Annotated in this window: 23 protein-coding genes and 1 pseudogene; 5 read left to right on the forward strand and 19 right to left on the reverse strand. The window is 71.7% G+C overall.

The features are described from left to right. Positions 1-30: 30 nt before the first annotated feature. The gene (locus ACTMTU_RS26910) at positions 31-2,133 is read right to left on the reverse strand and encodes a phosphocholine-specific phospholipase C (protein ID WP_441266039.1); all 2,103 of its coding nucleotides are present in this window, start codon (positions 2,131-2,133) and stop codon (positions 31-33) included. Positions 2,134-2,402: 269 nt separating this feature from the next. Here ACTMTU_RS26910 and ACTMTU_RS26915 point away from each other — a divergent pair, with 269 nt between their 5' ends. Continuing rightward, positions 2,403-3,311: a hypothetical protein gene (locus tag ACTMTU_RS26915; protein ID WP_441266040.1), complete on the forward strand. Its 909-nt coding sequence runs from the start codon at positions 2,403-2,405 to the stop codon at positions 3,309-3,311. A 53-nt stretch (positions 3,312-3,364) separates the two neighbouring features. Here ACTMTU_RS26915 and ACTMTU_RS26920 read toward each other — a convergent pair whose 3' ends face one another. From ACTMTU_RS26920 to ACTMTU_RS26965, 10 genes are all read right to left on the reverse strand, one after another. Continuing rightward, positions 3,365-3,652, reverse strand: coding sequence for a hypothetical protein (locus ACTMTU_RS26920; protein ID WP_441266041.1), 288 nt, complete (start codon positions 3,650-3,652; stop codon positions 3,365-3,367). A 187-nt stretch (positions 3,653-3,839) separates the two neighbouring features. Continuing rightward, positions 3,840-5,351, reverse strand: a complete 1,512-nt coding sequence (gatB, locus tag ACTMTU_RS26925; RefSeq protein WP_441266042.1) for an Asp-tRNA(Asn)/Glu-tRNA(Gln) amidotransferase subunit GatB — start codon at positions 5,349-5,351, stop codon at positions 3,840-3,842. Positions 5,352-5,367: 16 nt separating this feature from the next. Then, on the reverse strand, positions 5,368-5,610 hold the full coding sequence (locus ACTMTU_RS26930; RefSeq protein ID WP_441266043.1) for a hypothetical protein: 243 nt from the start codon (positions 5,608-5,610) through the stop codon (positions 5,368-5,370). After that, positions 5,607-7,103, reverse strand: a complete 1,497-nt coding sequence (gene gatA, locus ACTMTU_RS26935; protein WP_356621119.1) for an Asp-tRNA(Asn)/Glu-tRNA(Gln) amidotransferase subunit GatA — start codon at positions 7,101-7,103, stop codon at positions 5,607-5,609. The genes ACTMTU_RS26930 and gatA overlap by 4 nt, the downstream gene beginning before the upstream one ends. 5 nt (positions 7,104-7,108) lie before the next feature. Next, positions 7,109-7,405, reverse strand: a complete 297-nt coding sequence (gene gatC, locus ACTMTU_RS26940; RefSeq protein ID WP_005311569.1) for an Asp-tRNA(Asn)/Glu-tRNA(Gln) amidotransferase subunit GatC — start codon at positions 7,403-7,405, stop codon at positions 7,109-7,111. A gap of 571 nt (positions 7,406-7,976) precedes the next feature. After that, positions 7,977-10,109, reverse strand: a complete 2,133-nt coding sequence (locus tag ACTMTU_RS26945; RefSeq protein ID WP_441266044.1) for a putative bifunctional diguanylate cyclase/phosphodiesterase — start codon at positions 10,107-10,109, stop codon at positions 7,977-7,979. Between the two features lie 309 nt (positions 10,110-10,418). Next, a complete protein-coding gene (ligA, locus tag ACTMTU_RS26950; RefSeq protein WP_441266045.1) occupies positions 10,419-12,602 on the reverse strand; it encodes an NAD-dependent DNA ligase LigA in 2,184 nt (727 codons plus the stop codon). Positions 12,603-12,632: 30 nt separating this feature from the next. After that, positions 12,633-13,646, reverse strand: a complete 1,014-nt coding sequence (locus ACTMTU_RS26955) for a methionine synthase (protein ID WP_441266046.1) — start codon at positions 13,644-13,646, stop codon at positions 12,633-12,635. 25 nt (positions 13,647-13,671) lie between these two features. Then, positions 13,672-14,370 (reverse strand): SDR family oxidoreductase, encoded by a 699-nt coding sequence (locus tag ACTMTU_RS26960; RefSeq protein ID WP_441266047.1) that lies wholly within the window; start codon positions 14,368-14,370, stop codon positions 13,672-13,674. Positions 14,371-14,377: 7 nt separating this feature from the next. After that, on the reverse strand, positions 14,378-14,917 hold the full coding sequence (locus ACTMTU_RS26965) for a TIGR00730 family Rossman fold protein (RefSeq protein WP_441266048.1): 540 nt from the start codon (positions 14,915-14,917) through the stop codon (positions 14,378-14,380). A 117-nt stretch (positions 14,918-15,034) separates the two neighbouring features. Between ACTMTU_RS26965 and ACTMTU_RS26970 the strand changes: the two are divergent. Further along, a pseudogene (locus ACTMTU_RS26970) lies at positions 15,035-15,757 on the forward strand (alpha/beta fold hydrolase); the annotation flags it as partial. 174 nt (positions 15,758-15,931) lie between these two features. Next, positions 15,932-16,738 (forward strand): alpha/beta fold hydrolase, encoded by an 807-nt coding sequence (locus ACTMTU_RS26975; protein ID WP_441266152.1) that lies wholly within the window; start codon positions 15,932-15,934, stop codon positions 16,736-16,738. A 90-nt stretch (positions 16,739-16,828) separates the two neighbouring features. Here the strand turns inward: ACTMTU_RS26975 and mnmA are convergent, their stop codons facing one another. Beyond that, on the reverse strand, positions 16,829-17,956 hold the full coding sequence (gene mnmA, locus ACTMTU_RS26980; protein WP_402245669.1) for a tRNA 2-thiouridine(34) synthase MnmA: 1,128 nt from the start codon (positions 17,954-17,956) through the stop codon (positions 16,829-16,831). A gap of 61 nt (positions 17,957-18,017) precedes the next feature. Here mnmA and ACTMTU_RS26985 point away from each other — a divergent pair, with 61 nt between their 5' ends. Further along, a complete protein-coding gene (locus ACTMTU_RS26985) occupies positions 18,018-18,719 on the forward strand; it encodes an N-acetylmuramoyl-L-alanine amidase (protein ID WP_441266049.1) in 702 nt (233 codons plus the stop codon). A gap of 79 nt (positions 18,720-18,798) precedes the next feature. Here the strand turns inward: ACTMTU_RS26985 and ACTMTU_RS26990 are convergent, their stop codons facing one another. The 3 genes from ACTMTU_RS26990 to ACTMTU_RS27000 all read right to left on the reverse strand — a co-directional run bounded on the left by ACTMTU_RS26990 (position 18,799) and on the right by ACTMTU_RS27000 (position 20,666). Continuing rightward, positions 18,799-19,962 carry a cysteine desulfurase family protein gene (locus tag ACTMTU_RS26990; RefSeq protein WP_441266050.1) on the reverse strand — a complete coding sequence of 388 codons (1,164 nt, stop codon included), beginning with the start codon at positions 19,960-19,962 and terminating at the stop codon, positions 18,799-18,801. A 132-nt stretch (positions 19,963-20,094) separates the two neighbouring features. After that, a complete protein-coding gene (locus ACTMTU_RS26995; RefSeq protein WP_441266051.1) occupies positions 20,095-20,466 on the reverse strand; it encodes a hypothetical protein in 372 nt (123 codons plus the stop codon). Positions 20,467-20,510: 44 nt separating this feature from the next. Continuing rightward, positions 20,511-20,666, reverse strand: a complete 156-nt coding sequence (locus ACTMTU_RS27000; RefSeq protein WP_167306813.1) for a hypothetical protein — start codon at positions 20,664-20,666, stop codon at positions 20,511-20,513. A 106-nt stretch (positions 20,667-20,772) separates the two neighbouring features. Between ACTMTU_RS27000 and ACTMTU_RS27005 the strand changes: the two genes are divergently transcribed. Further along, positions 20,773-21,393, forward strand: coding sequence for a TetR family transcriptional regulator (locus ACTMTU_RS27005; RefSeq protein WP_441266052.1), 621 nt, complete (start codon positions 20,773-20,775; stop codon positions 21,391-21,393). Positions 21,394-21,533: 140 nt separating this feature from the next. On the opposite strand, the gene ACTMTU_RS27010 is transcribed toward ACTMTU_RS27005, so the two are convergent. From ACTMTU_RS27010 to ACTMTU_RS27025, 4 genes are all read right to left on the reverse strand, one after another. Next, a complete protein-coding gene (locus tag ACTMTU_RS27010; protein ID WP_441266053.1) occupies positions 21,534-22,385 on the reverse strand; it encodes a thioesterase family protein in 852 nt (283 codons plus the stop codon). Positions 22,386-22,483: 98 nt separating this feature from the next. Beyond that, complete coding sequence (locus ACTMTU_RS27015; protein ID WP_441266054.1) at positions 22,484-23,137, reverse strand: trimeric intracellular cation channel family protein; 654 nt, start codon at positions 23,135-23,137, stop codon at positions 22,484-22,486. Positions 23,138-23,183: 46 nt separating this feature from the next. Continuing rightward, on the reverse strand, positions 23,184-24,557 hold the full coding sequence (locus ACTMTU_RS27020; protein ID WP_441266055.1) for an oligopeptide/dipeptide ABC transporter ATP-binding protein: 1,374 nt from the start codon (positions 24,555-24,557) through the stop codon (positions 23,184-23,186). After that, positions 24,554-25,552, reverse strand: coding sequence for an ABC transporter ATP-binding protein (locus tag ACTMTU_RS27025; RefSeq protein WP_189471313.1), 999 nt, complete (start codon positions 25,550-25,552; stop codon positions 24,554-24,556). Before ACTMTU_RS27025 ends, ACTMTU_RS27020 begins: the two co-directional genes overlap by 4 nt. Positions 25,553-25,558 lie beyond the last annotated feature (6 nt).

The raw sequence follows: 25,558 nt of genomic DNA on the forward strand, positions 1-25,558 counted from the left end.
GTGCAGCCTTCACCCCCCGACAGCGCCGCCTCAGCCCGAGACGCTGGGGCGACCGTTCTCGATGTGTCCCATCAGCCGGCGCCGGAAACCGGACTCCCGCTCAGGCCCCTCGACGGTCACCTCGAGGTCGTACCAGCCGTGCGCGTCGGCCGCCGAATGCACGACGGTGCGGCTGCGTCCGGCCTTCACCGTGATCCTGCGGGTCCAGCCGTGCAGGTCCGCCTCCTCGACATAGCCGAGGGGCCGCACGGTGAACGTGAGGGGCGCGCTGCCGCTGTTACGCAGCGTGAGGTGCACGTCGCGGTCGTGGTGGTCGATGACGGAGCGGACCTCCGCTGTGCCCCGCGCGGGGCCGGCGAACTCCCGGCGGAAGCCGTTCGGGCCGGTGATCGTGAACCGGTAGTCCGCACGCGTAAGGGGCACCGTCCACTGCGCCTCGCCCCTTACATCCCGGTGCTGCGGCACGGGGAACTCGCCCGCGTACGGGTAGAGCGCGAAGTGCGCGCTCGCCCGGCCGCTGTTGCGGACCGCCACGGTGACCGCGTCGGCGGACAGCGTCGCGTGGGCGTCGGGCTGGTACGGCAGAGGACGCGCGGGACGGGTGCCCGGCTCCTGGACGGGCATCGACTGCACCGCGGGAGGCAGCGGCCGCCAGCGGCCCGTGAAGGCGGGTATCTCCCCCGGCTGCTCCACCTCCGGCTGGGGGTGTGCCCTGCCGAAGTCGAAGGCCGAGGTGAGGTCGCCGGTCACGGTGCGCCGCCACGGGGTGATGTTGGGCTCCTCGACCCCGGTCCACCGTTCCAGCAGCCGGATCACCGAGGTGTGGTCGAAGACCTCGGAGCAGACGTAGCCTCCGACCGACCAGGGCGAGACGACCAGCATGGGGACGCGGATCCCTAGGCCGGTGGGGAGCCCCTGCCAGCGCTCGTCGGTGTTGTCGGCGGGCGGGACCGGCGGCGGCACGTGGTCGAAGAAGCCGTCGTTCTCGTCGTAGTTGATCAGGACGACGGTGCGCCGCCAGACCTCGGGGTGCGAGGCGAGGGCGTCGAGGACCTTGTAGACGAGGGAGGCGGAGGCGATGGGCGACGAGGTCCCGGGATGCTCGGAGTCCACGGCCGACGGCACGAGGTAGGACACGGCGGGGAGCCTGCCGGCTGCCACGTCGGCACGGAAGCTGTCGGCGAGTGTGCCGGTCTCGACCCGGCGCAGCCCGCGCTCGAAGAGCGACCGCTCGTCCTTCGAGAGCTTCGCGACGCCCCGCTCGAGCGACGCGAGCAGCGCGGCGCGCTCCGCGGCGTCCTCGGTCTCGCGGACCTTGGCGTAGAAGGCCTCCATGTAGGTGAAGCCACCGGATTCCGCCAGCGCCTTGCGCGCGATCTTCTTGAAGCTCGTGAAGAACTCGATGCTGTTGTCGGTGAAGTTCTCCCACTCCGTGTACGTCTTCCAGCTGCGGCCCGCCCTCTCCAGGCGCTCCGCGTAGGTCGGCCACGGGTAGCCGGGGTGGGTGCCCTCGGCGTACGCGGCGTTGGTCACGGCCCGGCTGCCGTCGGCCTCGTGTCCCGTCCAGCCGCTCCAGAGATGGTTGCGGTTCGGGTTCGTCGAGGTGTGGATCGAGGAGTGGTAGGCGTCGCAGATGGTGAAGGTGTCCGCGAGCTCGTAGTGCAGCGGCAGGTCGCGCCGGTCGTAGTAGGCCATGGTCGCGGCGGTCTTCGCGGAGACCCAGCCGTCCATCCATCCGTCGCGCCAGGCCTTGGCGCCGCCGCCCCACGAGTGGTCGAGGTCGCCGATGTACTGGAGGTCCTTCTGCTGCGCCGCCGCGGCCTCCCGGACGGGGAAGGGCAGCACCGGTCCCTGCGACGCGGGCTGCTCGAAGACCGTCCGGCCGGAGGGGAGTTCGACGGCGTTGCGGTCGCCGAAGCCGCGCACTCCGCGCAGTGTCCCGAAGTAGTGGTCGAAGGACCGGTTCTCCTGCATGAGGATCACCACGTGCTCGACCGCGCGCAGCCCGCCGGCCGGGGGATCAGCGGCGAGCGCCGCCTGGAGAGACGGCGGCAGCAGCGATCCCGCGGCCGCCGCGCCGAGTGCTCCCGTACCGAGCGCGAGCACTCTTCTGCGCGAAATCTCCGGTGACATCCCGACCTCCCGTCGACGGCCAATGGTTCATCCTTGAGCCATTGCTCCGCAGGGACGGTAATCGGAGCGGATGTCGGCGAGAAGGCCTGGTGACATCCGAGTGGTGAACGTCCAAGAGTCCGGCCAGGAAGTCCAATCGGCATCCGGCCGGCGGCGGAACCGCCCGCTCCGCCGTACTGGGGCAGGGCATCCGGCCTCGAGGGGCGCACGACGGCGGGAATCGGCCGTGGTCCACAAGACGAGCGGATTTGTCGGCGCCGACTGGCACGATGGCCGTCATGGAATACAGGGGGATCCACCAGACGGCCCTGACGCCCGCGGACGCCGCGGAGTTCGCCCGCATGCTCCATGACGCGCCCGGCCCGCACCTGGGCCGGGCCCCCGTCCCCGTGCTCGTCCACGAGCCGGACAGCACCCCTGCCGGGCGCCGCCTCGCGCTCCAGGGGGTGTACGACGCGATCGTGGCACGGATCGGCGAGCCGACGCTGTACGGCGGCTCGGCGGAGGGCCCGAGCGTCCGCTGGCGTGACGGCCGCAGAACCGTCCTGCTCGCCGGGGACCGGCAGCAGGTGGGGCTGTCGGTCCACGACACCTTGACCCTCGAGGGCGAGGAGCGGCGTGCCTTCGAGTGGGGCGGCGCGTGGTCCGGCGGCGAGCCGTACGACCCGGCGTTCCTTCCGTACGTGTGGCAGCTGGACCGCAGCGGCCCCGGTGAGCGCCCGACGTCCCGTCCGGGCGGCCGTCCCGCCGCGGACCTTGGGCAGTTCCAGTACGGCCTTCAGCTGCTTCTCGCGGCGTGGGTGGAACAGCTGCCGGTGCAGGTCGGCACCGACTGGGCGAGCTTCTGCCTGACCAGCGCCGTTGACCGGGGCCGCCAACTGCTCGTGTCCTACAGCCTCGAGGACGGCCTCCAGGCGTCGATCGACGACCGCGACGGGGAGAACGACGAGGACCGCGCCAGGACGATGCTCGCCCGCGGCTGGCAGAGCAGGGACCGCGGCTGGTGGCAGACGGACTTCCCCGATCCCGGGCCGGAGAGCGCCGCGGACCTGGCGGCCCTCGTCGTCACCGAGCTGTGCGCCCGCGGCACCAGGGCGCCGGAGGAGCTCCGTGCGAGGGACGTGAGCTGCAAGGACCGGGGCGAACTGTGGCTGCCGGTACTGGGCGTCCGCCACTGACCGCACGTCCGCCCGCCGCCGTCCGGCATCCGGCCCGGTCCGGACGGACGACCCTAGGCGCCGAGCAGCCCCGCCACGGGCGCGGCCTGGCTGGTGAGCGGGTCCAGCTCACCGGGCACCTCGGCCAGCCTGTTGAGGCCGGAGAGCTGCTCGGAGGTGCTCGGCATCTGCCCGCGCTGCTCCGGTGCGACGGAGCCTTCGGTGAGGGTGTCGACCGTGTCCATGACGGACAGCGTCCCGACGGGGAGTTCGGGGGAGGCGGCGGTCGCGGCGGGGGCCGCGAGCGCGGAGGCGCCGGTGGCGAGGGCGAGAGCGGCGAGTACACGGTGTGCTTTGGTCATGTCGTGACAACGGCCCGGCTCCCTGATCGGTAACGCGGGGATTCACCCCCGGTGGGGATGCTGCCGCCTTGACCAAGAAGGCGCATGCCGCGCTGCCGACTCCGGGCCCGTACGCGACGTGGACGCGGGAACACGGAAGGGCGGCACGCACCCGTGGTGCGCGCCGCCCTCGCCGTGCAGAGAGCCGTCAGCCCTCGGTGACGCCCAGCTTCTGAAGGATCAGTTCCTTCACCCTGGCCGCGTCGGCCTGGCCGCGGGTGGTCTTCATGACCGCGCCCACGAGCGCTCCCGCCGCCGCGACCTTGCCGCCGCGGATCTTGTCCGCGATCGCCGCGTTGCCCGCGATGGCCTCGTCGACGGCCGCGCCGAGCGCGCCCTCGTCCGAGACGACCTTCAGGCCGCGCTTGTCCACGACGGTGTCCGGGTCGCCCTCGCCCGCGAGCACACCCTCGAGACACAAGCGCGCCAGCTTGTCGTTGAGCGAGCCCTCCTTGACCAGCGCGGTCACCCGGGCGACCTGCGCCGGGGTGATCGGCAGCTCGTCCAGGGCCTTGCCCGACTCGTTGGCGTTGCGGGCCAGTTCGCCCATCCACCACTTGCGGGCCTGGTCGGCCGGTGCGCCCGCCTCGATCGTGGCGACGATCAGGTCGACCGCGCCGGCGTTGAGGATCGACTGCATGTCGTGCTCGGAGACGCCCCACTCCTCACGGAGCCGGTTGCGCCGAAGACGCGGCAGCTCGGGCAGGGTGGCGCGAAGCTCCTCGACCCACTCGCGCGTGGGCGCGACCGGGACCAGGTCGGGCTCGGGGAAGTAGCGGTAGTCCTCCGCCTCCTCCTTGACCCGTCCGGACGTCGTGGAGCCGTCGTCCTCGTGGAAGTGCCGGGTCTCCTGCACGATGGTGCCGCCGGACGAGAGCACCGCGGCGTGCCGCTGGATCTCGTAACGGGCCGCACGCTCCACGCTGCGCAGCGAGTTGACGTTCTTCGTCTCGGAACGGGTGCCGAACTTCTCGGTGCCGTTCGGACGCAGCGACAGGTTCACGTCGCAGCGCATCTGGCCCATCTCCATGCGGGCCTCGGACACGCCGAGGGCCCTGATGAGCTCGCGCAGCTCGGCGACGTACGCCTTGGCGACCTCGGGAGCCCGCGTGCCGGCGCCCTCGATCGGCTTGGTGACGATCTCGATCAGCGGGATACCGGCCCGGTTGTAGTCGAGCAGGGAGTGGGACGCGCCGTGGATACGGCCGGTGGCGCCGCCGACGTGGGTCGACTTGCCGGTGTCCTCCTCCATGTGGGCGCGCTCGATCTCCACGCGGAAGACCTCGCCGTCCTCGAGCTGGACGTCCAGATAGCCGTTGAAGGCGATCGGCTCGTCGTACTGCGAGGTCTGGAAGTTCTTCGGCATGTCCGGATAGAAGTAGTTCTTCCGGGCGAAGCGGCACCACTCTGCGATCTCGCAGTGCAGCGCGAGGCCGATCTTGACGGCCGACTCGACGGCGACCGCGTTGACGACCGGCAGGGAGCCGGGCATGCCGAGGCAGGTGGGGCAGGTCTGCGAGTTGGGCTCGGCGCCCAGCTCCGTGGAGCACCCGCAGAACATCTTGGTCTTGGTGCCGAGCTCGACATGGACCTCGAGGCCCATGACGGGGTCGTAGGACGCGAGGGCGTCCTCGTACGACACCAGTTCAGTGACGGTCACGATGAAACTTTCCCTCTCAGCCCAGCAGAACGTCGTCGTCGCCGAGCCGCTTCAGCTCGCGGTAGAGGATGGCCAGGCCGGTGACGATGGCGGCGGCGGACACCGCGGCGTCGATCAGCCGCAGCATGTCGCCGTCCTCGCGGGCCAGCCTGGCCTGCTTGGCGACGCTGATCGCGCCGAACGCGGTGCTGCCGAGCGATACGTACAGCCCGGTCTTGGACTTCTTGAAGTTCTTGGCCTTCTTTGCCATGGCACTCATAGCGACGGAGCCTCCTCAAGCAGCGGGTGCCCCCAGCGTTCCACGAACGCCGCCTCGACGGCTGCACCGACCTTGTACAGACGGTCGTCCTTCATTGCCGGGGCGATGATCTGCAGGCCGACGGGCAGGCCGTCCTCCGGTGCGAGACCGCAGGGCAGCGACATGGCCGCGTTGCCGGCCAGGTTGGTCGGGATGGTGCACAGGTCCGCGAGGTACATCGCCATCGGGTCGTCGGCGCGCTCGCCGATCGGGAAGGCGGTGGTCGGCGTCGTCGGGGAGACGATCACGTCGACCTGCTCGAACGCCTTCTCGAAGTCCCGGGTGATGAGGGTGCGGACCTTCTGCGCGGAGCCGTAGTACGCGTCGTAGTAGCCGGAGCTGAGCGCGTACGTGCCGAGCATGATGCGGCGCTTGACCTCGTCACCGAAGCCGGCCTCGCGGGTGAGCGCGGTGACGTCCTCCGCGGACTTCGTGCCGTCGTCGCCGACCCGCAGGCCGTAACGCATGGCATCGAAGCGGGCGAGGTTCGAGGAGCACTCGGAGGGCGCGATCAGGTAGTACGCGGAGAGCGCCAGGTCGAAGGACGGGCAGTCCAGCTCGACGATCTCGGCGCCGAGCTCCTTCAGCAGCTCCACCGACTCGTCGAAGCGCTGCACGACGCCGGCCTGGTAGCCCTCGCCGCGGAACTGCTTGACGATGCCGACGCGCATCCCGGCCACGGAGCCGTTGCGGGCCGCCTCGACGACCGGCGGCACCGGCGCGTCGATGGACGTCGAGTCGAGCGGGTCGTGCCCGGCGATGACCTCGTGGAGCAGGGCGGCGTCGAGGACGGTACGGGCGCACGGCCCGCCCTGGTCGAGGCTGCTGCTGAACGCGACCATGCCGTACCGCGACACTCCGCCGTACGTGGGCTTGACGCCGACCGTCGCGGTCACGGCGGCGGGCTGACGGATCGAGCCGCCGGTGTCCGTGCCGATGGCGAGCGGCGCCTCGTAGGAGGCGAGCGCGGCACTGGAGCCGCCGCCGGAGCCGCCGGGGATACGGGTGAGGTCCCACGGGTTGCCCGTCGGGCCGTACGCGCTGTTCTCGGTCGAGGACCCCATGGCGAACTCGTCCATGTTGGTCTTGCCGAGGATGACGACGTCGGCCGCCTTGAGCCGCTGGGTGACCGTCGCGTCGTACGGCGGGATCCAGCCCTCGAGGATCTTGGAGCCGACCGTGGTGGGGATGCCCTCGGTGGTGAAGATGTCCTTCAGCGCGAGCGGGACACCGGCGAGAGGACCGAGCTTCTCGCCCTTCGCGCGCTTCTCGTCGACGGCGCGGGCCTGGGCGAGGGCGCCCTCGCGGTCGACGTGGAGGAAGGCGTGGACCTTCTCGTCGACGGCCTCGATACGGGCCAGGTGGGCCTGCGTCACCTCGACGGCCGTGAGCTCGCCGGCGGCGATCTTCGCGGCGATCTCGGCGGCGGTGAGCTTGATGATGCTGTCCGACATGGTGATTAGTCCTCCCCCAGGATCTGCGGCACCTTGAAACGCTGCTGCTCCTGGGCCGGGGCGCCGGAGAGCGCCTGCTCGGGGGTGAGCGACGGACGGACCTCGTCCGCGCGCATGACGTTGGTCAGCGGCAGCGGGTGGGAGGTCGGCGGTACGTCTTGGTCGGCGACCTCGGAGACGCGGGCGACCGCGCCGATGATGTCGTCGAGCTGTCCGGCGAAGTGCTCGAGCTCTTCGCCGGACAGCTCCAGACGCGCCAGCCGTGCGAGGTGGGCGACCTCCTCGCGCGTGATGCCAGGCATGCAGCGATCCTCAGGGGTGAGTGTGATGGTTTTGGCCCAATCCTATGGGGCGAGCGCCGCTGACCGTGAAACGGTTTGCTTTCCCCCGCCGCGGCCTCCCCTCGTGGCCCGGCTGCCGGGGGTGGTGCCCCACCCCGAAACCCCCGGCCCGCGCCACGGCGGCTTGCTGCCCATGACCCCTGCGCGGGCCCGCGCCGGGCCTGCTGCCCGGCCGGGCCCGGGACCGGACGCTACGCGCACCGGGGCACCACCGTCGCCGATACGGCCGGGTGCCCCGTGCTCCACGGCGCCGGGGCCGACCGGGCGGAAGCCGGACCCGTCGACGGGCCGGCAGACGACTGCCGGCCCAGGGCGGGCAGCGGATCTCGCCCGGCAGCGGGCCGCCGTCGGGCGGGGAACGTCGGGAACGCCGCCGTCAGGGGCCTACGTCACCGCCCGGCCCGACGGGCGGGGGGATCTCGCCGGCCGCCGGGAGGGGCCGGACGGTGCCGGCCGTGCCCGCCGCGGGCCGACAGCCGCCGCCCGCCAGGGGCGGGGAGCGGCCGGCCGACGACGGGCCGCCGTCAAAGGCCTACGTCACCGCCCGGCCCGACGTGCGGTTCGCGCGCGGCTGGGGCGGGGGGATCTCGCCGGCCGCCGGGAGGGCCGGACGGTGCCAGCCGTGCTCGCCGCGGGCCAGCAGCCACGCCGTGGCCTCCTGGGGAGGCATCGCTGCGGCGACCAGCCACCCCTGCACCGCGTCGCAGCGCAGGTCTCTCAGGCGCTCCCAGGTCTCGTCGTCCTCGACGCCCTCCGCGACGACCAGCAGGCCGAGGGAGTGGGCGAGGTCCACGGTGCAGCGGACGATCTCCGCGTCCTCGGCGTCGACCGCGAGCCTGGCCACGAAGGAGCGGTCGATCTTCAGCTCGCTGACGGGCAGCCGGCGCAGGTGCACCAGGGACGAGTAGCCGGTGCCGAAGTCGTCCAGCGACATCTTCACGCCGTGGTCGGCGAGCCCCGCCAGGGTGTCCGCGGCCCGCTGCGGGTCCTCCAGCAGCACGTGTTCCGTTATTTCCAGCTGCAGCGCGCCCGCGGGGACGCCGTGCCGGGCGAGCCGCGCGGCCACGGCCCCGGCGAAGCCGGGTGTGTGGACGTCGCGCGGCGAGACGTTGACGGCGACCGGGACCTCGAGTCCCTGCGCGCGCCATGTGGCGACCTGGGCGAGCGCCGTCTCGAGGACGTACTCGGTCAGGTGCGGCATCAGTCCCGAGGACTCGGCGATGGCGATGAACTCGTCCGGGGGGACCCGCCCCCGCTCGGGGTGGACCCAGCGGACGAGGGCCTCGAGACCGGCGACATGCCCGTCGAAGCGGACCTTGGGCTGGTAGTGGAGTTCGACGTCTCCGGCGTCCAGCGCGCGGCGCAGGTCGCCGAGGAGACCGAGCCGGTCGGGGGTGTTGCTGTCGCGCTTGGACTCGTACACCTCGACGCCTGTCCGGTCGCGCTTGGCCTGGTACATCGCCACGTCGGCGCGGCGCAGCAGCCCTTCGGCGTCCAGCGCGTGGTCGGGGAAGACGGCCAGTCCGGCGCTGGCCTCCAGGACGAGGGTGAGCCCGTCGAGGTCGAGCGGGGAGGACAGATCGGCGACGAGGTGCCGGGCGATCCGCTGCGCGGACGTCGTGGAGTCGGCGGTGGGCAGCAGCACGGCGAACTCGTCGCCGCCGAGCCGCGCGGCCTCCGCGCCCCGCGGCAGGGCGAGCCGGAGCCGGTCGGCGATCTGCAACAGAAGCCGGTCCCCCGCGAGGTGACCGAGTGTGTCGTTGACGGACCGGAAGCGGTCGAGGTCGATCAGGACGAGCGCGGCGCGTGCGCCGCTGCTCTCCGCGTCCTCCAGTGCGGACCAGGTGCGCTCCAGCAGCCACTGCCGGTTGGGCAGCCCGGTGAGCGGGTCACGCAGCTGCTCCTCGGCCCTGGCCCTGGCGATCCACAGCGTGGAGTCCAGTGCGATCAGCGGTACGGCGAACAGCGGCAGCAGCAGCGGCATCGCGACGGCGACGACGCAGATCAGCGGCGCTATGCCGACGAGCGCGACGGCGACGAGGCCCTGCCGCAGCAGGGCCGTGCGGGCGACGGTCGGCAGACCGCCGGCCTGCGGTGCCAGCACGTACCAGAGCAGCAGCCGGGTGGCGCCCAGATACGCGGTGGCGGCGAGGATCACCTCGGGCGCGGCCGCGGGCTCCCAGCTGAGCGGGTCCCAGGGCCGCTCGACGGTGGGCACGACGTCGAAGAGGGCGAGCGCGAGCGCCGCCGCTCCGATGCCGAGGATGTCGACGGCGCCGTGCAGCACGCCCTGCCGCCAGCGGTTGCGGCAGGCGGCGCCGACGAGGGCCACGACGGCGAGGGAGACCAGGCCCGCCGCCACCCAGCCGAACAGGAGCAGGGTGGCGAGGGTGAGCGCGGCACCCGATCCCGCGCCGCCCCACCAGCGGTCGCGGCCGAGGGCGACGAGATGCCCGACGATGATCCCGGTGAGCACGGCGAGCGACCAGCCGACGGTGCCTGTGGGGAAGAGCGCGTGCCCCTCTTGGAGGGCCCGTACGACTCCGATGCCCAGCACGAGCGCGGCAGTTGCCACGACGGCCGCGGGCAGACCGGGTTTCCTGCCCACCAGGGCCGCGAGTGCACGCGGCCGTGAGACCGGGGCGGCGCTCTCGGTCGGTTTCATTCCCGTCCCTCTCACAGCCGGCGGTGCCTCGCGATGGCTCCCGTTGTCATGCCACCACGACTGAATCCCACCACGCAGCCGTGCACGACAGGCGCACATTTCAACAGTAGGCCGCGGGAGACCTGCACGGGCAGCGCTCTACAGCTCTTGCCCGAATGCGACCCGGCCACCCTTAACCATCTGGTATGCGGTGAACGCGTGACCTGTACTGGGCGTTCCACCGGCGCTCCGGGCGTCCGGATCCTGCCCCTCGTGCCGCGCCGGTGCGCCTCATGCGCCCCCGTCGAGCGCCCGTCCGAGCCCCTTTTGTCATGCCTCCTCGGTCACAGCAGCCTCACGAGCCGCCTCCGGTCCCTCTTCGAGAAGGACCGCGAAGCCCGACTCGTCCAGAACCGGCACCTTCAACTGCACGGCCTTGTCGTACTTGGAGCCGGGATTGTCACCGACCACCACGAAGCTCGTCTTCTTCGATACGGAACCGGCCACTTTCGCTCCGAGGCTCTGGAGCGCTTCTTTTGCGCCATCCCTGGTGTGGTTCTCCAGCGTTCCGGTGACGACGACCGTCAGCCCTTCGAGGGGACGCGGCCCCGCGTCCTCCCCCGGGCCGTGCTCCTCCATCCGCACGCCCGCCGCACGCCACTTGCGCAGGATCTCGCGGTGCCAGTCCTCCTCGAACCACTGCTTGAGCGCGGCGGCGATGGTCGGGCCGACGCCGTCGACGGCCGCGAGCTCCTCCTCCGTCGCCTGCTCGATGCGGTCGATGGACCGGAACTCACGGGCGAGCGCCTCGGCGGCCACCGGGCCCACATGACGGATCGACAGCCCCGTGATGATCCGGGCCAGCGGACGCTCCTTGGCCGCCGCGATGTTCTCCAGCATCGCCACGGCGTTCCTGCGCGGCTCGCCCTTCTGGTTGGCGAACACCGTCGCGATCTTGTCCTCGCCGGTCTTCTGGTCCCGCTTGGGAAGGCCGCTGTCCTGGTCGAGGACGTACGCCTTGATGGGCAGCAGCTTCTCCATGGTGAGGTCGAACAGGTCGCCCTCGTCGGCGAGCGGCGGCTCCGCGGGCTCCAGCGGCTGGGTGAGCGCCGCGGCCGCGACGTAACCGAAGTGCTCGATGTCGAGAGCCCTGCGCCCCGCCAGGTAGAAGAGCCGCTCCCGCAACTGGGCAGGACACGAGCGGGCGTTGGGGCAGCGCAGGTCGACGTCGCCCTCCTTCATGGGGCGCAGGGCGGTGCCGCACTCGGGGCACTCGGCCGGCATCACGAACTCCCGCTCGCTGCCGTCCCGCAGATCCACCACGGGGCCGAGGATCTCGGGGATGACGTCACCGGCCTTGCGCAGCACCACCGTGTCGCCGATGAGAACGCCCTTGGCCTTGACCACGTCCTGGTTGTGCAGGGTCGCGAACTCGACCTCGGAGCCCGCCACCGTCACCGGCTCGACCTGTGCGTACGGGGTGACGCGACCGGTTCGGCCGACTCCGACGCGGATGTTGACCAGCTTGGTGTTGACCTCCTCCGGCGCGTACTTCCAGGCGATCGCCCAGCGCGGCGCACGCGCGGTCGACCCCAGACGGCCCTGCAGCGGGATCTCGTCGAGCTTGACCACGACCCCGTCGATCTCGTGCTCGACGGAGTGGCGGTGCTCCCCGAAGTAGGCGATGAACTCCCGCACCTCGTCGAGCGAGCCGACCACCTTGTTGTGCCGGGCGGTGGGCAGGCCCCACTCACGGAGCAGGTCGTACGCCTGGGAGAGCCGGTCGATCGTCAGGCCCTCACGGGCGCCGATGCCATGCACCACCATGCGCAGCGGCAGCGTGGCGGTGACCTTGGGGTCCTTCTGGCGCAGTGAACCGGAGGCCGAGTTCCGCGGGTTGGCGTAGGGCTGTTCGCCGGCTGCCACACGGCGGGCGTTGAGCTCCTGGAACTGCTCCATCGGGAAGTAGACCTCGCCGCGGATCTCCACGAGGCCGGGGATGCGGTCGCCCTTGAGCCGCTTGGGGATTCCGGCGATGGTCCGGACGTTCGGAGTGATGTCCTCGCCCACGCGCCCGTCGCCGCGGGTCGCCGCACGGGTCAGCCGGCCCTTCTCGTAGGTGAGGTTGACCGCGAGGCCGTCGACCTTCAGCTCGCACAGGAAGTGGTAGCCGGGGGCGCCGACGTCACGGGCGACGCGCTCGGCCCAGGCGGCCAGCTCCGCTTCGTCGAAGGCGTTGTCCAGGGAGAGCATCCGCTCGCGGTGCTCGACCTTGGTCAGTTCGGTCTCGTAGTCCCCCGCGACCTTCTGGGTCGGGGAGTCGGGCGTGCGCAGCTCCGGATGGCGCTCCTCGAGCCCTTCGAGCTCCCGGAGGAGCTTGTCGAACTCGGCGTCGCTGATGACGGGGCTGTCCTTCACGTAGTACCGGAAGCGGTGCTCCTCGATCTGCTCGGACAGGAGCGCGTGCTCCTCCCGTGCCTGGGCGGGCAGGTTCGTCTGCTGTTCGCCGGCCACCGTTTCGTCCTCCCGTTGTCCGTGCACCCGTTACTCAGGGTTGTCCGCGAGGGATCTCGCGGCGCGGACGCAGTGGGCGAGCGCCGCGCGGGCGTACGCGGGCGAGGCGCCCGCGAGCCCGCACGTCGGAGTGATCACGATCGACTCGGCGAGAGTCCCCGGATTCAGCCCCAGCCTGCGCCACAGTGTCCGTACACCCTTGACGATATCGGCGCCCACCGACAATCCGGCCGACGCGGCGTCCGTGGAGGGGACGATGCCCGCGAAGAGCTTCGTGCCGCCTTCCACCGCCTCACCGATGGACTCCTCGTCACGTTCCGTGAGCAGTCCGAAATCGAACGAGATTCCCTGCACGCCGGCGCGGCGCAGCAGCGCGAACGGCACGTCCGGTGCACAGGAGTGCACGACCACCGGTCCCTCCGCGGCGGCCATGACCTCCCGCAGGGTGCTCTCGACGACCTGCCGGTCGATTGCGCGGTACGTGCGGTAGCCGCTGGCGGTCCTGACCTGGCCGCGCAGCACGGCCGTGAGCGACGGCTCGTCGAGCTGGAGCACGACACGGGCTCCGGGGACCCGGCGGCGCACCTCGGCGAGATGGTCACGCAGTCCCTCGGCGAGGGAGGCGGCGAGGTCCCGGCACGCGCCGGGGTCGCCGAGCGCGGCCTCGCCGCCGCGCCGTTCGAGGGCGGCGGCGAGCGTCCACGGGCCGACGGCCTGCACCTTCAGCGGGCCCTCGTAGCCCTGGGTGAACTCCTCGAGCGCGTCGAGGTCCTCGCCCATCCAGGAGCGGGCCCTGCGGGTGTCGCGGCCGGGCCGGTCGCTGATCCGCCAGCCGCTCGGCTCCACATGGGCGTACATCTCGACGAGGAGGCCGACGGTCCGGCCGATCATGTCGGCGCCCGGCCCCCGGGCGGGCAGTTCCGCCAAGTGGACAAACTCCTCGAAGGACCCGGTGACCGTCCTCGCCGCCTCGCGTGCGTCGCCGCCGGGCAGGGAGCCCACGCCGGTCGCGGGGCCCCATCGGAACTCGTTCTTCTCGCTCACCCCGGCAGCGTACGTGCCGCCGCGCTCAGCGCCCCGGCCGCACCGTCAGATCGTTGATCTCCGCGTCGCGCGGCAGGTCCAGCGCGGTCAGGATCGCCGTGGCGACCGACTCGGGGTCGATCCAGCGGGCGGGGTCGTACTCCTTGCCCTCCTGCGAGTGCACCTTGGCCTGCATGGGGCTCGCGGTACGCCCCGGGTAGACGGAGGTGACCCGCACTCCGGCGGCGTGCTCCTCGTGCCGCAGGGAGTCCGCGAGGGCCTTCAGGCCGTGCTTGGAGGCGGCGTACGCGCCCCACTCGGCGTGGGCGGCGAGGCCGGCGCCGGAGTTGACGAAGACCACATGGCCCTGCGCGGCCCGCAGTTGGGGAAGGAACAGCCGGGTCAGCTCGGCGGGCGCGATCAGGTTCACGTTGAGCTGCTGGTGCCAGGTCTTCGGACGCAGGTCGCCGACCGGTCCGAGGTCGACGATGCCCGCGATGTGCAGCAGTGAGTCGACGCTCTCGGGCATGGACTGGTGCCCGAGGGCCCAGGAGATCCGGTCGGGGTCCGCCAGGTCGGCGACAAGCGTGCCGGCTCCCGGGTAGCGCGCCTCGAACTCCTTGGCCCGGCCCGCGTCGCGCGCGACGAGGACGACATCGTCGCCCCGCTCGTGCAGACGACGGGCGACGGCCGCGCCGATGCCGGATCCTGCGCCGGTGATCAGATGGGTGGTCATGCCCGCCATGCTCGCACTACTGGATGCCGGCGGACTCCTCGAGGTACGCCATGGCACCGGCGCCGTCCTCGGCGAAGAACACGAGGTCGGTCAGCGGCAGGGGCAGGAAGCCCTCGTCCTCCATCCGCTGGAACTGTTGCTTGAGGCCGTCGTAGAACCCCGCGGCGTTGAGCAGGACGACCGGCTTGGCGTGATGGCCGTGCTTCTTCAGCTCCAGGATCTCGGTCGCCTCGTCGAGCGTCCCTGTGCCACCGACCATGATCACGACGGCGTCGGACCTGGCGAGCAGCAGCGCCTTGCGCTCCGCGAGGTCCTTGGCGATCACCATCTCGTCGGCGTTCGCCCGCGCCTTGGCCTGAAGGAACTCGACGGAGACGCCGACCAGCCGCCCGCCGGACTCCTGCACGCCGTCCGCCACGACCTTCATAAGCCCGCTCTCCGAACCGCCCCACACCAGTGTGTGACCGCCCTTGCCGATGAGCTCGGCGAACTCGCGGGCGGGGCGGGTGTAGCGCTCGTCGAGATCGGCGGCGGAGAGGAAGACGCAGATGTTCATGCGACCACCGTAAAGGGGGGCACCGACATCTCTGACGAAATCTTCGCGCCGGAGCGATGAGTTCTCGCGAGCGGCCCGGTCAGCCCTCTCATGGACACCACCATGAGCACGGCTGTGATGAAGGCCGAGTCCGCGGACGGCACCCTCATCGCCTACGAACGGCGCGGCAGCGGACCGGCGTTGGTCCTGGTGGGCGGAGCGCTGCGCACGGCCGCCTCCGACGCGCCGCTGGCCGAGCTGCTCGCCCCGCATTTCAGCGTGTTCACGTACGACCGCCGTGGCCGGGGAGCGAGTGGCGACACGGCCCCGTACGCGGTGCGGCGCGAGATCGAGGACCTCGCCGCCGTCATCGGGGCGGCGGGCGGACGGGCCGCCGTCCACGCCATCTCCTCGGGTGCGGCGCTGGCGTTGCGCGCCGCGGCGGCCGGGTTGCCGATCACCCAAATCTCCGTCTACGAACCGCCGTTCGAGACCGACCCGGCGGCCGCGCACGGCACCACCGAGTACGTCGGCCGGATGACGGCCCTCCTCGCCGACGGGCGGCGGGGTGACGCGCTCGCCGCTTTCCTGGCCGCGACGGGGACGGCCGAGGAGACGGTCGCCGGGCTCCGCCAGCTGCCGGTGTGGTCCTGCATGGAGGCGCTGGCGCACACCTTGGTGTACGACCATGAGGTGATGGGCGACGGCATGGTGCCCACGGCGCTCCTCGCCACCATCACGGCCCGTGTGATGGTGGTCGACGGTGGCGCGAGCCCCGTCGGGATGCGCGAGGCCGCCCGCGCCGTGGCGACGGCCCTCCCCCGAGGCCGCCACCGCACCTTGACGGGCCAGACGCACGAAGTGGCCCCGCACGTACTGGCGCCGACGCTGGTCCGGTTTCTTCGCCGAATGACGGGCACCGCGCGGGAGGCGACGCGCCCCGGCCCCATGGACCCGGGCGTGGCCGGAAGTGCCGCCCGACCACGGCCGGTTGGCGCCGATCATGTCCCTGACCACACTTGTAGAGTGCCTGGCATGAGCCGAGTGACCGTCAACGGTGCAGCGATCCACTACAGCGACCAGGGCCCTGTCGACGGCGTGCCTGTCGTCCTCGTCCACGGGCACCCTTTCAACCGCTCCCTCTGGGCGCCCCAGGCCGAGGCCCTGACCGCGGCCGGATACCGCGTGATCACCCCCGACCTGCGCGGTTACGGCGAGAGCGAAGTGATCCCCGGCAAGACTCTGCTCTCCGACTTCGCCGACGACATCGCGGGCCTCCTCGACCGACTCGGTCTCGAGCGCGTCGTGGTCGGCGGGGTCTCCATGGGCGGCCAGATCGCGATGGAGTTCCAGCGTTCGTACGCGCCGCGCGTGCGGGCGCTCGTCCTGTCGGACACGTCCCCGGTCGCGGAGACGGAGGAGGGCAAGGCCTTCCGCAACAGCCTCGCCGACAGGCTGCTCGCGGAGGGCATGGACGGCTACGCGGACGAAGTGATCGACAAGATGCTGGCGGCGTACAACGTCACGGCGATGCCGGAGGTCGCGGCGCGGGTGCTGACGATGATGCGCACGACCGCGCCCGAGGGCGCGGCCGCGGCCCTCCGCGGCCGCGCGGAACGGCCCGACTACCGCGACACGCTGGCCGCGGTGCAGACGCCGGTGCTGATCGTCGTCGGGACGGACGACGCGTACACCCCGGTCTCCGACGCGGAGGCGATGCGTGCTCTGGTCCCGCACGCCACGCTCACGGTGATCGAGAGCGCAGGGCACCTTCCGGGGGCCGAGCAGCCCGCGCGGTTCAACGCGGCACTGCTGGCGTTCCTGAAGGAGCAGGTGGCCTAGCGCATCCCCTTCCGGACCTTGCCGGGTCCGTCCCGTTCCGTACAGTTCGTCCGGATCCGGGCGGGTCCGACCGGATCCGGACAGGGATGCCTAGGCGACGGCCGTCGCCCGCCGGGTCGTCGTCGCGATCGTCGCCGAGCCGACCACCCGCGTGCCGTCGTAGAGTACGACCGCCTGTCCGGGGGCCACGCCGCGGACCGGCTCGGTGAAGGTGACCCGCAGCTCCGAGCCGTCGACCAGCTCTGCCGTCACCTCCGTCTCGCCGCCGTGGGCGCGCAGCTGGGCGGTGTACGTGCCGGGCCCCTCCGGGGCCGCGCCGCACCAGCGGGGCTTGATCGCGGTCAGGGCCGTGACGTCGAGGGCCTCGACCGGGCCGACGGTCACCGTGTTGTTCACCGGGGAGATGTCGAGGACGTAGCGCGGCTTGCCGTCCGGCGCGGGGTGGCCGATGCGCAGGCCCTTGCGCTGCCCGATGGTGAACCCGAAGGCGCCGTCGTGACTGCCGAGCTTCGTACCCGACTCGTCGACGATGTCGCCCTCCGCGGTGCCGAGGCGGTCCGCCAGGAAGCCCTGGGTGTCACCGTCGGCGATGAAGCAGATGTCGTGGCTGTCGGGCTTCTTCGCGACCGCGAGCCCGCGCCGCTCGGCCTCCGCCCGGATCTCGTCCTTGGTGGTCAGCGTGTCGCCGAGCGGGAACATCGCGTGCGCGAGCTGCCTCTCGTCGAGGACGCCCAGCACGTACGACTGGTCCTTGGCCATGTCGCTGGCGCGGTGCAGCTCGCGGCTGCCGTCGTCCTTCAGGACCACGGTGGCGTAGTGGCCGGTGCACACCGCGTCGAAGCCCAGCGCGAGGGCCTTGTCGAGCAGCGCGGCGAACTTGATCTTCTCGTTGCAGCGCAGGCACGGGTTGGGCGTGCGGCCCGCCTCGTACTCGGCGATGAAGTCCTCGACGACGTCCTCGCGGAAGCGTTCTGCCAGGTCCCACACGTAGAAGGGGATGCCGATGACGTCCGCGGCACGGCGGGCGTCGCGCGAGTCCTCGATGGTGCAGCAGCCGCGGGCACCCGTGCGGAAGGACTGCGGGTTCGCGGAGAGCGCCAGGTGCACACCGGTCACGTCGTGACCGGCCTCTGCCGCGCGGGCGGCGGCGACGGCGGAGTCCACGCCGCCGGACATGGCGGCGAGGACACGGAGGGGACGCTGGGAAGTCTCAGTCATAGCGCTACCAGGGTACGGGTGCCGGGGAACCGAAAGCTCGCGAGTATGCGTTGTGACCGTCATGGGCAGCGACAACAAGCATGGCGGGGACGGCAGGAAGCGCGGCGTGAGCCGGCGGGCCGTGCTGATCGGCGGCGGGGCGGCGGTCATCGGCGGGGGCGTCCTCGTTGAGGAGGAGCTGCGCCGGCTGTGGCGGGGCATGCCGTGGGTGCGCACTCCGCGCAAGGAGGGTGAGATCGACCACGCGGGCGCGCAGTGGGTCGCGGCCAACGCGGCGAACTGGCGGCTGGCCGACCGCCCCGACGACTACGAGATCGACCGGGTCGTCATCCATGTCGTGCAGGGCAGCTATCCGACCGCGCTCAAGGTCTTCAGGGACCCTCTGCACGGCGCGGCGACCCACTACGTGGTGCGCAAGGACGGTCATGTGGCGCAGATGATCCGCGAGCTCGACGTCGCGTACCACGCCGGAAACCGCTCGTACAACGAGCGCAGCATCGGCATAGAGCACGAGGGCTTCGTGGACCGGCCGCAGGACTTCACCGACGCGATGTACCGCGGCTCGGCGAAGCTGACGGCGGACATCTGCGTGCGCCACGGCATAGCGGTGGACCGGGAGCACATCGTGGGACATGTCGAGGTCCCGGGGACGGACCACACCGACCCGGGGCCGCACTGGGACTGGCCGAAGTACATGAAGCTCGTCGCGGCGGAGATGCCGGCGGCCCGGCGGGCGGCGGAGGCGACGGAGAACAGCGCCTGAGCCGACCACGCCCGGGCACCAGGGCGCCGGTGCGGGGCGCCCGGGCGTCGCTGTCGCCCCGGTTTCGAGCAGGGCCGCGCTAGCTCAGGCCCGCTGTACGCGCCCGTTCGACCGCCGGGCCGATGGCCTGGGCGACGGCTTCCGCGTCGGCCTTCGTCGAGGTGTGGCCGAGGCTGAAGCGCAGGGTGCCGCGGGCGAGGTCCGGGTCCGTGCCGGTGGCGAGCAGGACGTGGCTGGGCTGCGCGACGCCGGCGGTGCAGGCGGAGCCGGTGGAGCATTCGATGCCCTGGGCGTCGAGCAGCAGGAGCAGCGAGTCGCCCTCGCAGCCCGGGAAGGTGAAGTGCGCGTTGGCGGGCAGCCGGTTGTCCGGGTCGCCGCCGAGGATCGCGTCGGGGACGGCGGTCCGCACGGCGCGCACGAGGTCGTCGCGCAGGGAGCCGATGTCGCGGGCGAAGTCCTCGCGGCGTTCGGCGGCCAGCCGGCCGGCCACCGCGAAGGCGGCGATGGCCGGGGCGTCGAGGGTGCCGGAGCGCACGTGGCGTTCCTGGCCGCCGCCGTGCAGGACGGGGACGGGGCTGTACTCGCGGCCGAGCAGCAGGGCGCCGATGCCGTAGGGGCCGCCGATCTTGTGTCCGGAGACCGTCATCGCCGCGAGCCCCGACGCGGCGAAGTCCACATCGAGCTGTCCGAAGGCCTGGACCGCGTCGGCGTGCAGCGGTACGCCGAACTCCTTCGCCACGGCCGCGAGTTCGGCGACCGGCATGACGGTACCGATCTCGTTGTTGGCCCACATGACGGTGGCGAAGGCAACGTCGTCCGGGTTCCGGCCGATGGCCTCGCGCAACGCCTCGGGGTGGACCCTGCCGTACGGATCGACGGGCAGGTACTCGACGGTCGCGCCCTCGTGTTCGCCGAGCCAGTCCACCGCGTCGAGCACGGCGTGGTGCTCGACCGGGCTGGCCAGTACGCGGGTGCGGGCGGGGTCGGCGCCGCGGCGTGCCCAGTACAGGCCCTTCACGGCGAGGTTGTCCGCCTCGGTACCGCCCGAGGTGAAGACGACTTCACTCGGCCTGGCGCCGAGGGCCTCCGCGAGCGTCTCGCGGGCCTCCTCGACGGTACGGCGGGCCCGTCGCCCGGCTGCGTGGAGTGCGGACGCGTTGCCGGTGACGGAGAGCTGGGCGGTCATCGCCTCGACGGCCTCCGGCAGCATCGGAGTGGTCGCGGCGTGGTCGAGGTAAGCCATGGTGGCCTCGATTCTACGAGGCTCCGTGGGGGCGCGGACGCGGCGCAGGGGCGCACGGGCCCCGGGCCTGCGCCCCGGGCTGGACGGGTGGGGGGCCGGGAGCGGCTCTGTCCCGGCCGGGACCGTCGGCGATCAGCCTCCGAAGCCCCAGACGACCGTGCCGTTGACGGTCACGAGCACGGCGAGCACCACGAGATCGGCGACGCCGAGGGCAAGGCCGACGAGTGCGCGGCCGCGGCGTACGGTGCCGCGCCGGAGGGCGAGCGCCGCGAGCACGACGGCGGTGGGGCCGAGCACGATGTTCATCACGAGCAGCCCGACGAGGCCGAGCACGAAGGCCGCGACAGCCATGCCGTCGGCGTCCTTGCGGCCTTCCGCCGCGGGGCCGTCCCCCGGGCCGTTCGCGACCGTCGGCGCCTCAGGGGCGTCTTCGGCGCCGGCTGCCGCGGATGGGCGGCGGTCGCCGCCGTGGGGCCGGGGACGTACGAGTTCGGCGAGTTGCATGACGTCTCTCCTTCCGGTTCCGGTACGAGGACTGTGCGGGCGGTTCAGTCGCGGCGGGCCCGGCCGCGCTCGCGCACGGCGAAGACGAGCAGCCAGCAGCCGATGGCGGAGGCTGCCACCAGCGAGACGGACGCGGGGAGTTGGACCACGGCGCCCAGCATGATTCCGAGCAGAAGAAGTGCTGCTACAAGGGCGATCATCGTCATCCTTTCGGCGACTTCTGGGTGAACACTTGTAAGTACGATTGTTCACTGACTGGCGAGTCTACTCTTTCCTTCTTCGGAGAACGGTTGTTTACTCGATGTCATGAGTCACACCGCCGGCATCCGTCAGGCCCAGAAGCAGAAGACCCGGCAGGCCCTCCTCGACGCCGCGCTGGAGCTGCTCGAGGAGCAGAGCCTGAGCAGCCTCGGGCTGCGCGAGGTCACTCGGGCCGTGGGTGTCGCGCCGACCGCGTTCTACCGGCACTTCCGCGACACGGCGGACCTCGGGGTGGCGCTGGTCGAGGCGACGCTCGGCAGCCTGCACCTCACGATCGGGGAGGCACTGCGCGAGCCGCACGACGAGGCCCGCATCGAGCGGACCGTGGCGCTGGTCGCCGGACTCGTCCGCACCTTCCCCGCCCACGTCCGCTTCATCGCCCGCGAGCGGCACGGCGGCGTGGCGGCGGTCCGCGCGGCGATAGGCGAGCAACTCGACCGTTTCTCCGAGGAGGTGGCGGCCGCTTTCGCCGACGAACCGGAGTCGGCCGGCTGGAGCGAGGAGGACCTCCGCATGCTGGCCGGCGTGTACGTCGACCACATGGTGATGACGGCCTCGTCCTTCCTGGAGGCCGGCCCCGGCGGCGAGGACAGGGTCCGCGCCCTGGCCGTACGGCAGTTGCGCCTCATCAGCCTCGGCCGCCGCCACTGGCTGGACGCGCCCTGACCTTCCTGCCGGAAACGCACCGGCTGCCTCCCACCACAGAGGGCGGGAGGCAGCCGGAGACGTTGTTGACGGCGGGGCGCGCCGATGCGGCAGGACCCGCAGGGCCGCAGGGCCGCAGGGCCGCAGGGCCGCAGGCGGGGCTACTGGCCCCGAGGGGCCTTGGCCAGCTGGCGGGACTGGGCCACCAGACGGTCCGCGGAGTCCCAGACGTCCGCGTCCTCCTCCAGGAAGCCGCCTGCCAGGTTCCGCGTGGTGATCGAGACCCGCAGCGGCCCGGGCGCCGGGCGGCAGCGGATGTGGGTGGTCAGCTCGACCGTCGGGGTCCAGCCCGAGAGCCCGAGCTCGAACGACGTCGGCGGCAGCGCGTCCACCGTCAGCAGCAGGGACAGCGGGTCCGCGTCGCGGCCGTCCGCGAGACCGAACCAGCCCCGCATCTCGCCCTTGCCGGAGGGCGCGCCGATCGCCCATCCGACCGTCGCCGGGTCCAGCTTGATGTCGAGCCGCTCGGTGATCGCCGAGCTGCCGGGTATCGAAGGCTGCCCGTCGGCGGGTCCGAGGCACTGCTCGAGCGGCGGGATCGCCGGGGGCACGGCGGCGGTGCGGACGTCGTCGGGCAGCGAGTCCAGGTCGCCGTAGGTGGCCAGCACACGGATCCGCTCGACCTCGGTCCCGTCCTCCTCGTACTGGAAGAGCGAGGCCTGACCGGTGGAGAGCGTGCGGCCGGTGCGCACGGTCTGGGTGCGTATCACCGCGGGCCCCGGCTGGGAGGCCGTGAGGTAGTGCGCCGACACGGAGAAGGGGTCGGGGTGCGGCAGCGCGTCACCGAGCGCCCGGCCCATGAGGGCCAGCAGATAGCCGCCGTTGACGGCGTGAATGATCGTCCAGCCCGCCGAGAGTTCCACGTCGTAGACGCCGTCCGCGCGCCGCGTGATCGCCGTGTCCCGGTCGAATTCACTGTTGCCGACGGTCGCCTGAGTCGCTGCTTCAGCCATGGCGGTACGGTACAACAGACAACTACTAAGCGGTAGCTTTGCGCGCTGCGTCACACCGGTGCCACGCGACCCGGCCGCTCCTCGTCAGGCGCCGGTCCTCACTCGCTCGCCTCCGAACGCCGGTTCCAGGCACGCGGCGCCCGCCAGTGGAAACGCATCGCCAGCAGCCGCAGGACGAACGCCGTCACCACGGCCAGCCCGCTCGTGAACGGGTTCAGCGCCTCGAAGCGGATGCACAGCACCACCATCGCCGCACCCACCATCGCGGGCACGGCGTAAAGGTCACGGTCCCAGCGCAGCAGCGAGGGCACCTCGTTGGCCAGCACATCGCGCAGCACACCGCCGCCGACGGCCGTGGCGAGCCCGAGGGTGGCGGATGAGGTGAGTCCGAGACCGTACTCGTACGCCTTGGTCGTCCCCGTCACGCAGAAGAGGCCCAGCCCGGCCGCGTCGAACACGTTGACCGCCACCTGGATCCGCTCCACGTGCGGGTGCAGGAAGAACACCAGCGCCGTCGCGACCAGCGGCGTGACGAAGTACCCGAGATCGGTGAAGGCCGCGGGCGGTACGGCCCCGATGATCAGGTCGCGCAGCAGCCCACCGCCCAGCGCCGTGACCTCGGCGAGGACGGCCATGCCGAACACGTCGAAGTTCTTGCGGACGGCGAGCAGTGCCCCGGAGATCGCGAAGACGAAGATGCCGACGATCTCGAGAGCATGCTGGACGGAGGGGGTGAACAGTTCTTGGAGCACCGGACAGTTCTACAACGCCCGGTGCTCCAAGATGTGCGGCGGTCCGTCAGCCGGTCTTTGCCGACTCCACGCCGGAGGCGTCCGACTCCGGAGCGTCGGCCTCTTCGGCGGCGTCCCCACCGGCATCGGCGTCGCCCGCAGGATCCACGTCCTCCGCCTTCGCGGGAGCATCGGTCTCCGCGCCGTGGGTCTCGACCGGAGCGTCGGTCTCGGCCGAAGCCTGGTCCTCGACATCGGCGTCGGCGTCGGCCTTGGCCGGCTCCTCGACCTCCGCGGAGTCGTGCTCCCGCTCCTGCTCCTTCTTCTTCGCCGCCGGCTCGTCGCCCGACGACTGCGCCGGGATCGCGACCTTGTCGGCGTCGGGGCCCTCCGCCGCGACGGCCTTGGTCTCCGTGACCGCCTCGATGCCGGTCGGGCGCGTCAGCTCCAGCGTCCCCGCCTCGATCTCGGCCGCGAAGTGGCACGCCACCTTGTGCCCGTCACCGACGTCCGTCAGCACCGGGCGTTCGGCCGCGCACCTGTCCTGGGCCCAGGGGCACCGGGTGTGGAAGCGGCAGCCCGCCGGCGGGTTGGCCGGCGAGGGCAGGTCACCCTGGAGCAGGATCCGCTCGCGGCGGTCCTCCACCTCGGGGTCGGGCACCGGGACCGCCGACATGAGCGCCTTGGTGTACGGGTGCTTGGGCCCCGCGTACAGCGCGTCGCTCGGCGCCTCCTCCACGAGGGAGCCGAGGTACATGACCCCGATGACGTCCGAGATGTGCCGGACGACCGCCAGGTCGTGGGCGATGACGAGGTACGTCAGGCCCATCGACTCCTGGAGCTCCTCCAGCAGGTTGATCACCTGCGCCTGCACCGACACGTCGAGCGCCGAGACCGGCTCGTCGCAGATGATCACGTCGGGCTCGAGGACCAGCGCACGGGCGATGCCGATGCGCTGGCGCTGACCGCCGGAGAACTCGTGCGGGTAGCGGGAGAGCGCGTTGGTGGGCAGGCCGACCTTGGCGAGGATCTCCTTGATCCTCTCCCGGCGCTCCTCCTGGTCCTTGCCGATCCCGTGCGCGGCCATGCCCTCGCTGAGGATCGACTCGATGTTCTGCCGCGGGTTGAGGCTGCCGAGCGGGTCCTGGAAGACCATCTGCAGACGCCGGCGGTACCGGCGCATCTCCTCCTCCGGCAGCTTCGCCAGGTCCGTCCCGTCGAAGACGACCTCGCCGTCGGTGATGTCCACGAGACGCAGCACACCGCGGCCGAGCGTCGTCTTGCCACAGCCGGACTCGCCCACCAGCCCGTACGTCTGACCGGCCTCGACCTTCAGCGACACACCGTCGACGGCGTAGACATGGCCGACCGTGCGGTTGAAGAGGACGCCCTTCCTGACGGGGAAGTGGACCTTCACATCGTCGAGTTCGAGCAGGCTCATGCCGAGACCTCCGCCTTGGGCTTGGGAAGGACCGGGTTGACGCAACGCACCTGGTGTCCGGCCGCGCGTGGTTCGGTCAGTTCGGGTGTGCCGGTCAGGCACTCCATCGTGTAGTAGTCGCAGCGCGGCGCGAACGCGCAGCCGTCCGCCCAGGCGATCCGGTCGTTGATGGATCCGCGGATGGGGCTGAGCGGTTCGCCGCGCGGCGCGTCCAGCCGGGGGATGGACCCGAGCAGACCGTGCGCGTACGGGTGGGTGGGGTGCGCGAACAGCTCGCGGCGGCCCGCGGATTCGACGGCCCGGCCCGCGTACAGCACGTTGACCTGGTCGCAGAGGCCGGCCACGACGCCCAGGTCGTGGGTGATCATCAGCAGGGCGGTGCCCTCCTGGTCGACCAGTTCCTTGAGCAGTTCCAGGATCTGCGCCTGGATGGTCACGTCGAGCGCGGTCGTCGGCTCGTCGGCGATGAGCAGCCGGGGAGCGCACGCGACGGCCATGGCGATGAGCGCGCGCTGGCGCATACCGCCGGACAGCTGGTGCGGGTACTCCTTGAGCCGCCGGGTCGGGTCGGGGATGCCGACCCGGTCCAGCAGGTTCGCCGCTTCCTTGCGGGCGGCCTCGCCCTTGAGCCCGCGGTGGCGTTCGAGGATCTCGGTGACCTGGACGCCGATGGGGACGACCGGGTTCAGCGAGGACAGCGGGTCCTGGAAGATCATCGCCAGCTGGCTGCCGCGCATGTCCCGCAGCTTGCGCGGGCTCATGCTCAGCAGGTCCTTGCCGTCGAACTCCGCGCGCCCGCCGACCTTCACGCCCTTGCCGGGCAGCAGGCCCATCAGGGCGAGCGAGGTCACGGACTTGCCGCAGCCCGACTCGCCCACGAGGCCCACGACCTGGCCCTGGTCGACGTCGAACGAGACGCCGTCGACGGCCGTGGAGTCCTTGCGGCCCTTGGCGGTGAAGGTGACGCTGAGTTCTTCAACTGAGAGCAGTGCCATGGGACT

This window comes from Streptomyces sp. OZ13 (genome assembly GCF_052068155.1).
GTDB lineage: Bacteria > Actinomycetota > Actinomycetes > Streptomycetales > Streptomycetaceae > Streptomyces.

Excerpts from the sequence above, each read along its gene's own strand:
- ACTMTU_RS26910 (WP_441266039.1), bottom strand. The coding sequence starts at position 2,133 with ATGTCACCGGAGATTTCGCGCAGAAGAGTGCTCGCGCTCGGTACGGGA.
- ACTMTU_RS26915 (WP_441266040.1), top strand. The coding sequence starts at position 2,403 with ATGGCCGTCATGGAATACAGGGGGATCCACCAGACGGCCCTGACGCCC.
- ACTMTU_RS26920 (WP_441266041.1), bottom strand. The coding sequence starts at position 3,652 with ATGACCAAAGCACACCGTGTACTCGCCGCTCTCGCCCTCGCCACCGGC.
- ACTMTU_RS26930 (WP_441266043.1), bottom strand. The coding sequence starts at position 5,610 with ATGAGTGCCATGGCAAAGAAGGCCAAGAACTTCAAGAAGTCCAAGACC.
- gatA (WP_356621119.1), bottom strand. The coding sequence starts at position 7,103 with ATGTCGGACAGCATCATCAAGCTCACCGCCGCCGAGATCGCCGCGAAG.
- gatC (WP_005311569.1), bottom strand. The coding sequence starts at position 7,405 with ATGCCTGGCATCACGCGCGAGGAGGTCGCCCACCTCGCACGGCTGGCG.
- ACTMTU_RS26945 (WP_441266044.1), bottom strand. The coding sequence starts at position 10,109 with ATGAAACCGACCGAGAGCGCCGCCCCGGTCTCACGGCCGCGTGCACTC.
- ACTMTU_RS26960 (WP_441266047.1), bottom strand. The coding sequence starts at position 14,370 with ATGGCGGGCATGACCACCCATCTGATCACCGGCGCAGGATCCGGCATC.
- ACTMTU_RS26965 (WP_441266048.1), bottom strand. The coding sequence starts at position 14,917 with ATGAACATCTGCGTCTTCCTCTCCGCCGCCGATCTCGACGAGCGCTAC.
- ACTMTU_RS26975 (WP_441266152.1), top strand. The coding sequence starts at position 15,932 with ATGAGCCGAGTGACCGTCAACGGTGCAGCGATCCACTACAGCGACCAG.
- mnmA (WP_402245669.1), bottom strand. The coding sequence starts at position 17,956 with ATGACTGAGACTTCCCAGCGTCCCCTCCGTGTCCTCGCCGCCATGTCC.
- ACTMTU_RS26985 (WP_441266049.1), top strand. The coding sequence starts at position 18,018 with ATGGGCAGCGACAACAAGCATGGCGGGGACGGCAGGAAGCGCGGCGTG.
- ACTMTU_RS26990 (WP_441266050.1), bottom strand. The coding sequence starts at position 19,962 with ATGGCTTACCTCGACCACGCCGCGACCACTCCGATGCTGCCGGAGGCC.
- ACTMTU_RS26995 (WP_441266051.1), bottom strand. The coding sequence starts at position 20,466 with ATGCAACTCGCCGAACTCGTACGTCCCCGGCCCCACGGCGGCGACCGC.
- ACTMTU_RS27000 (WP_167306813.1), bottom strand. The coding sequence starts at position 20,666 with ATGATCGCCCTTGTAGCAGCACTTCTTCTGCTCGGAATCATGCTGGGC.
- ACTMTU_RS27005 (WP_441266052.1), top strand. The coding sequence starts at position 20,773 with ATGAGTCACACCGCCGGCATCCGTCAGGCCCAGAAGCAGAAGACCCGG.
- ACTMTU_RS27010 (WP_441266053.1), bottom strand. The coding sequence starts at position 22,385 with ATGGCTGAAGCAGCGACTCAGGCGACCGTCGGCAACAGTGAATTCGAC.
- ACTMTU_RS27020 (WP_441266055.1), bottom strand. The coding sequence starts at position 24,557 with ATGAGCCTGCTCGAACTCGACGATGTGAAGGTCCACTTCCCCGTCAGG.
- ACTMTU_RS27025 (WP_189471313.1), bottom strand. The coding sequence starts at position 25,552 with ATGGCACTGCTCTCAGTTGAAGAACTCAGCGTCACCTTCACCGCCAAG.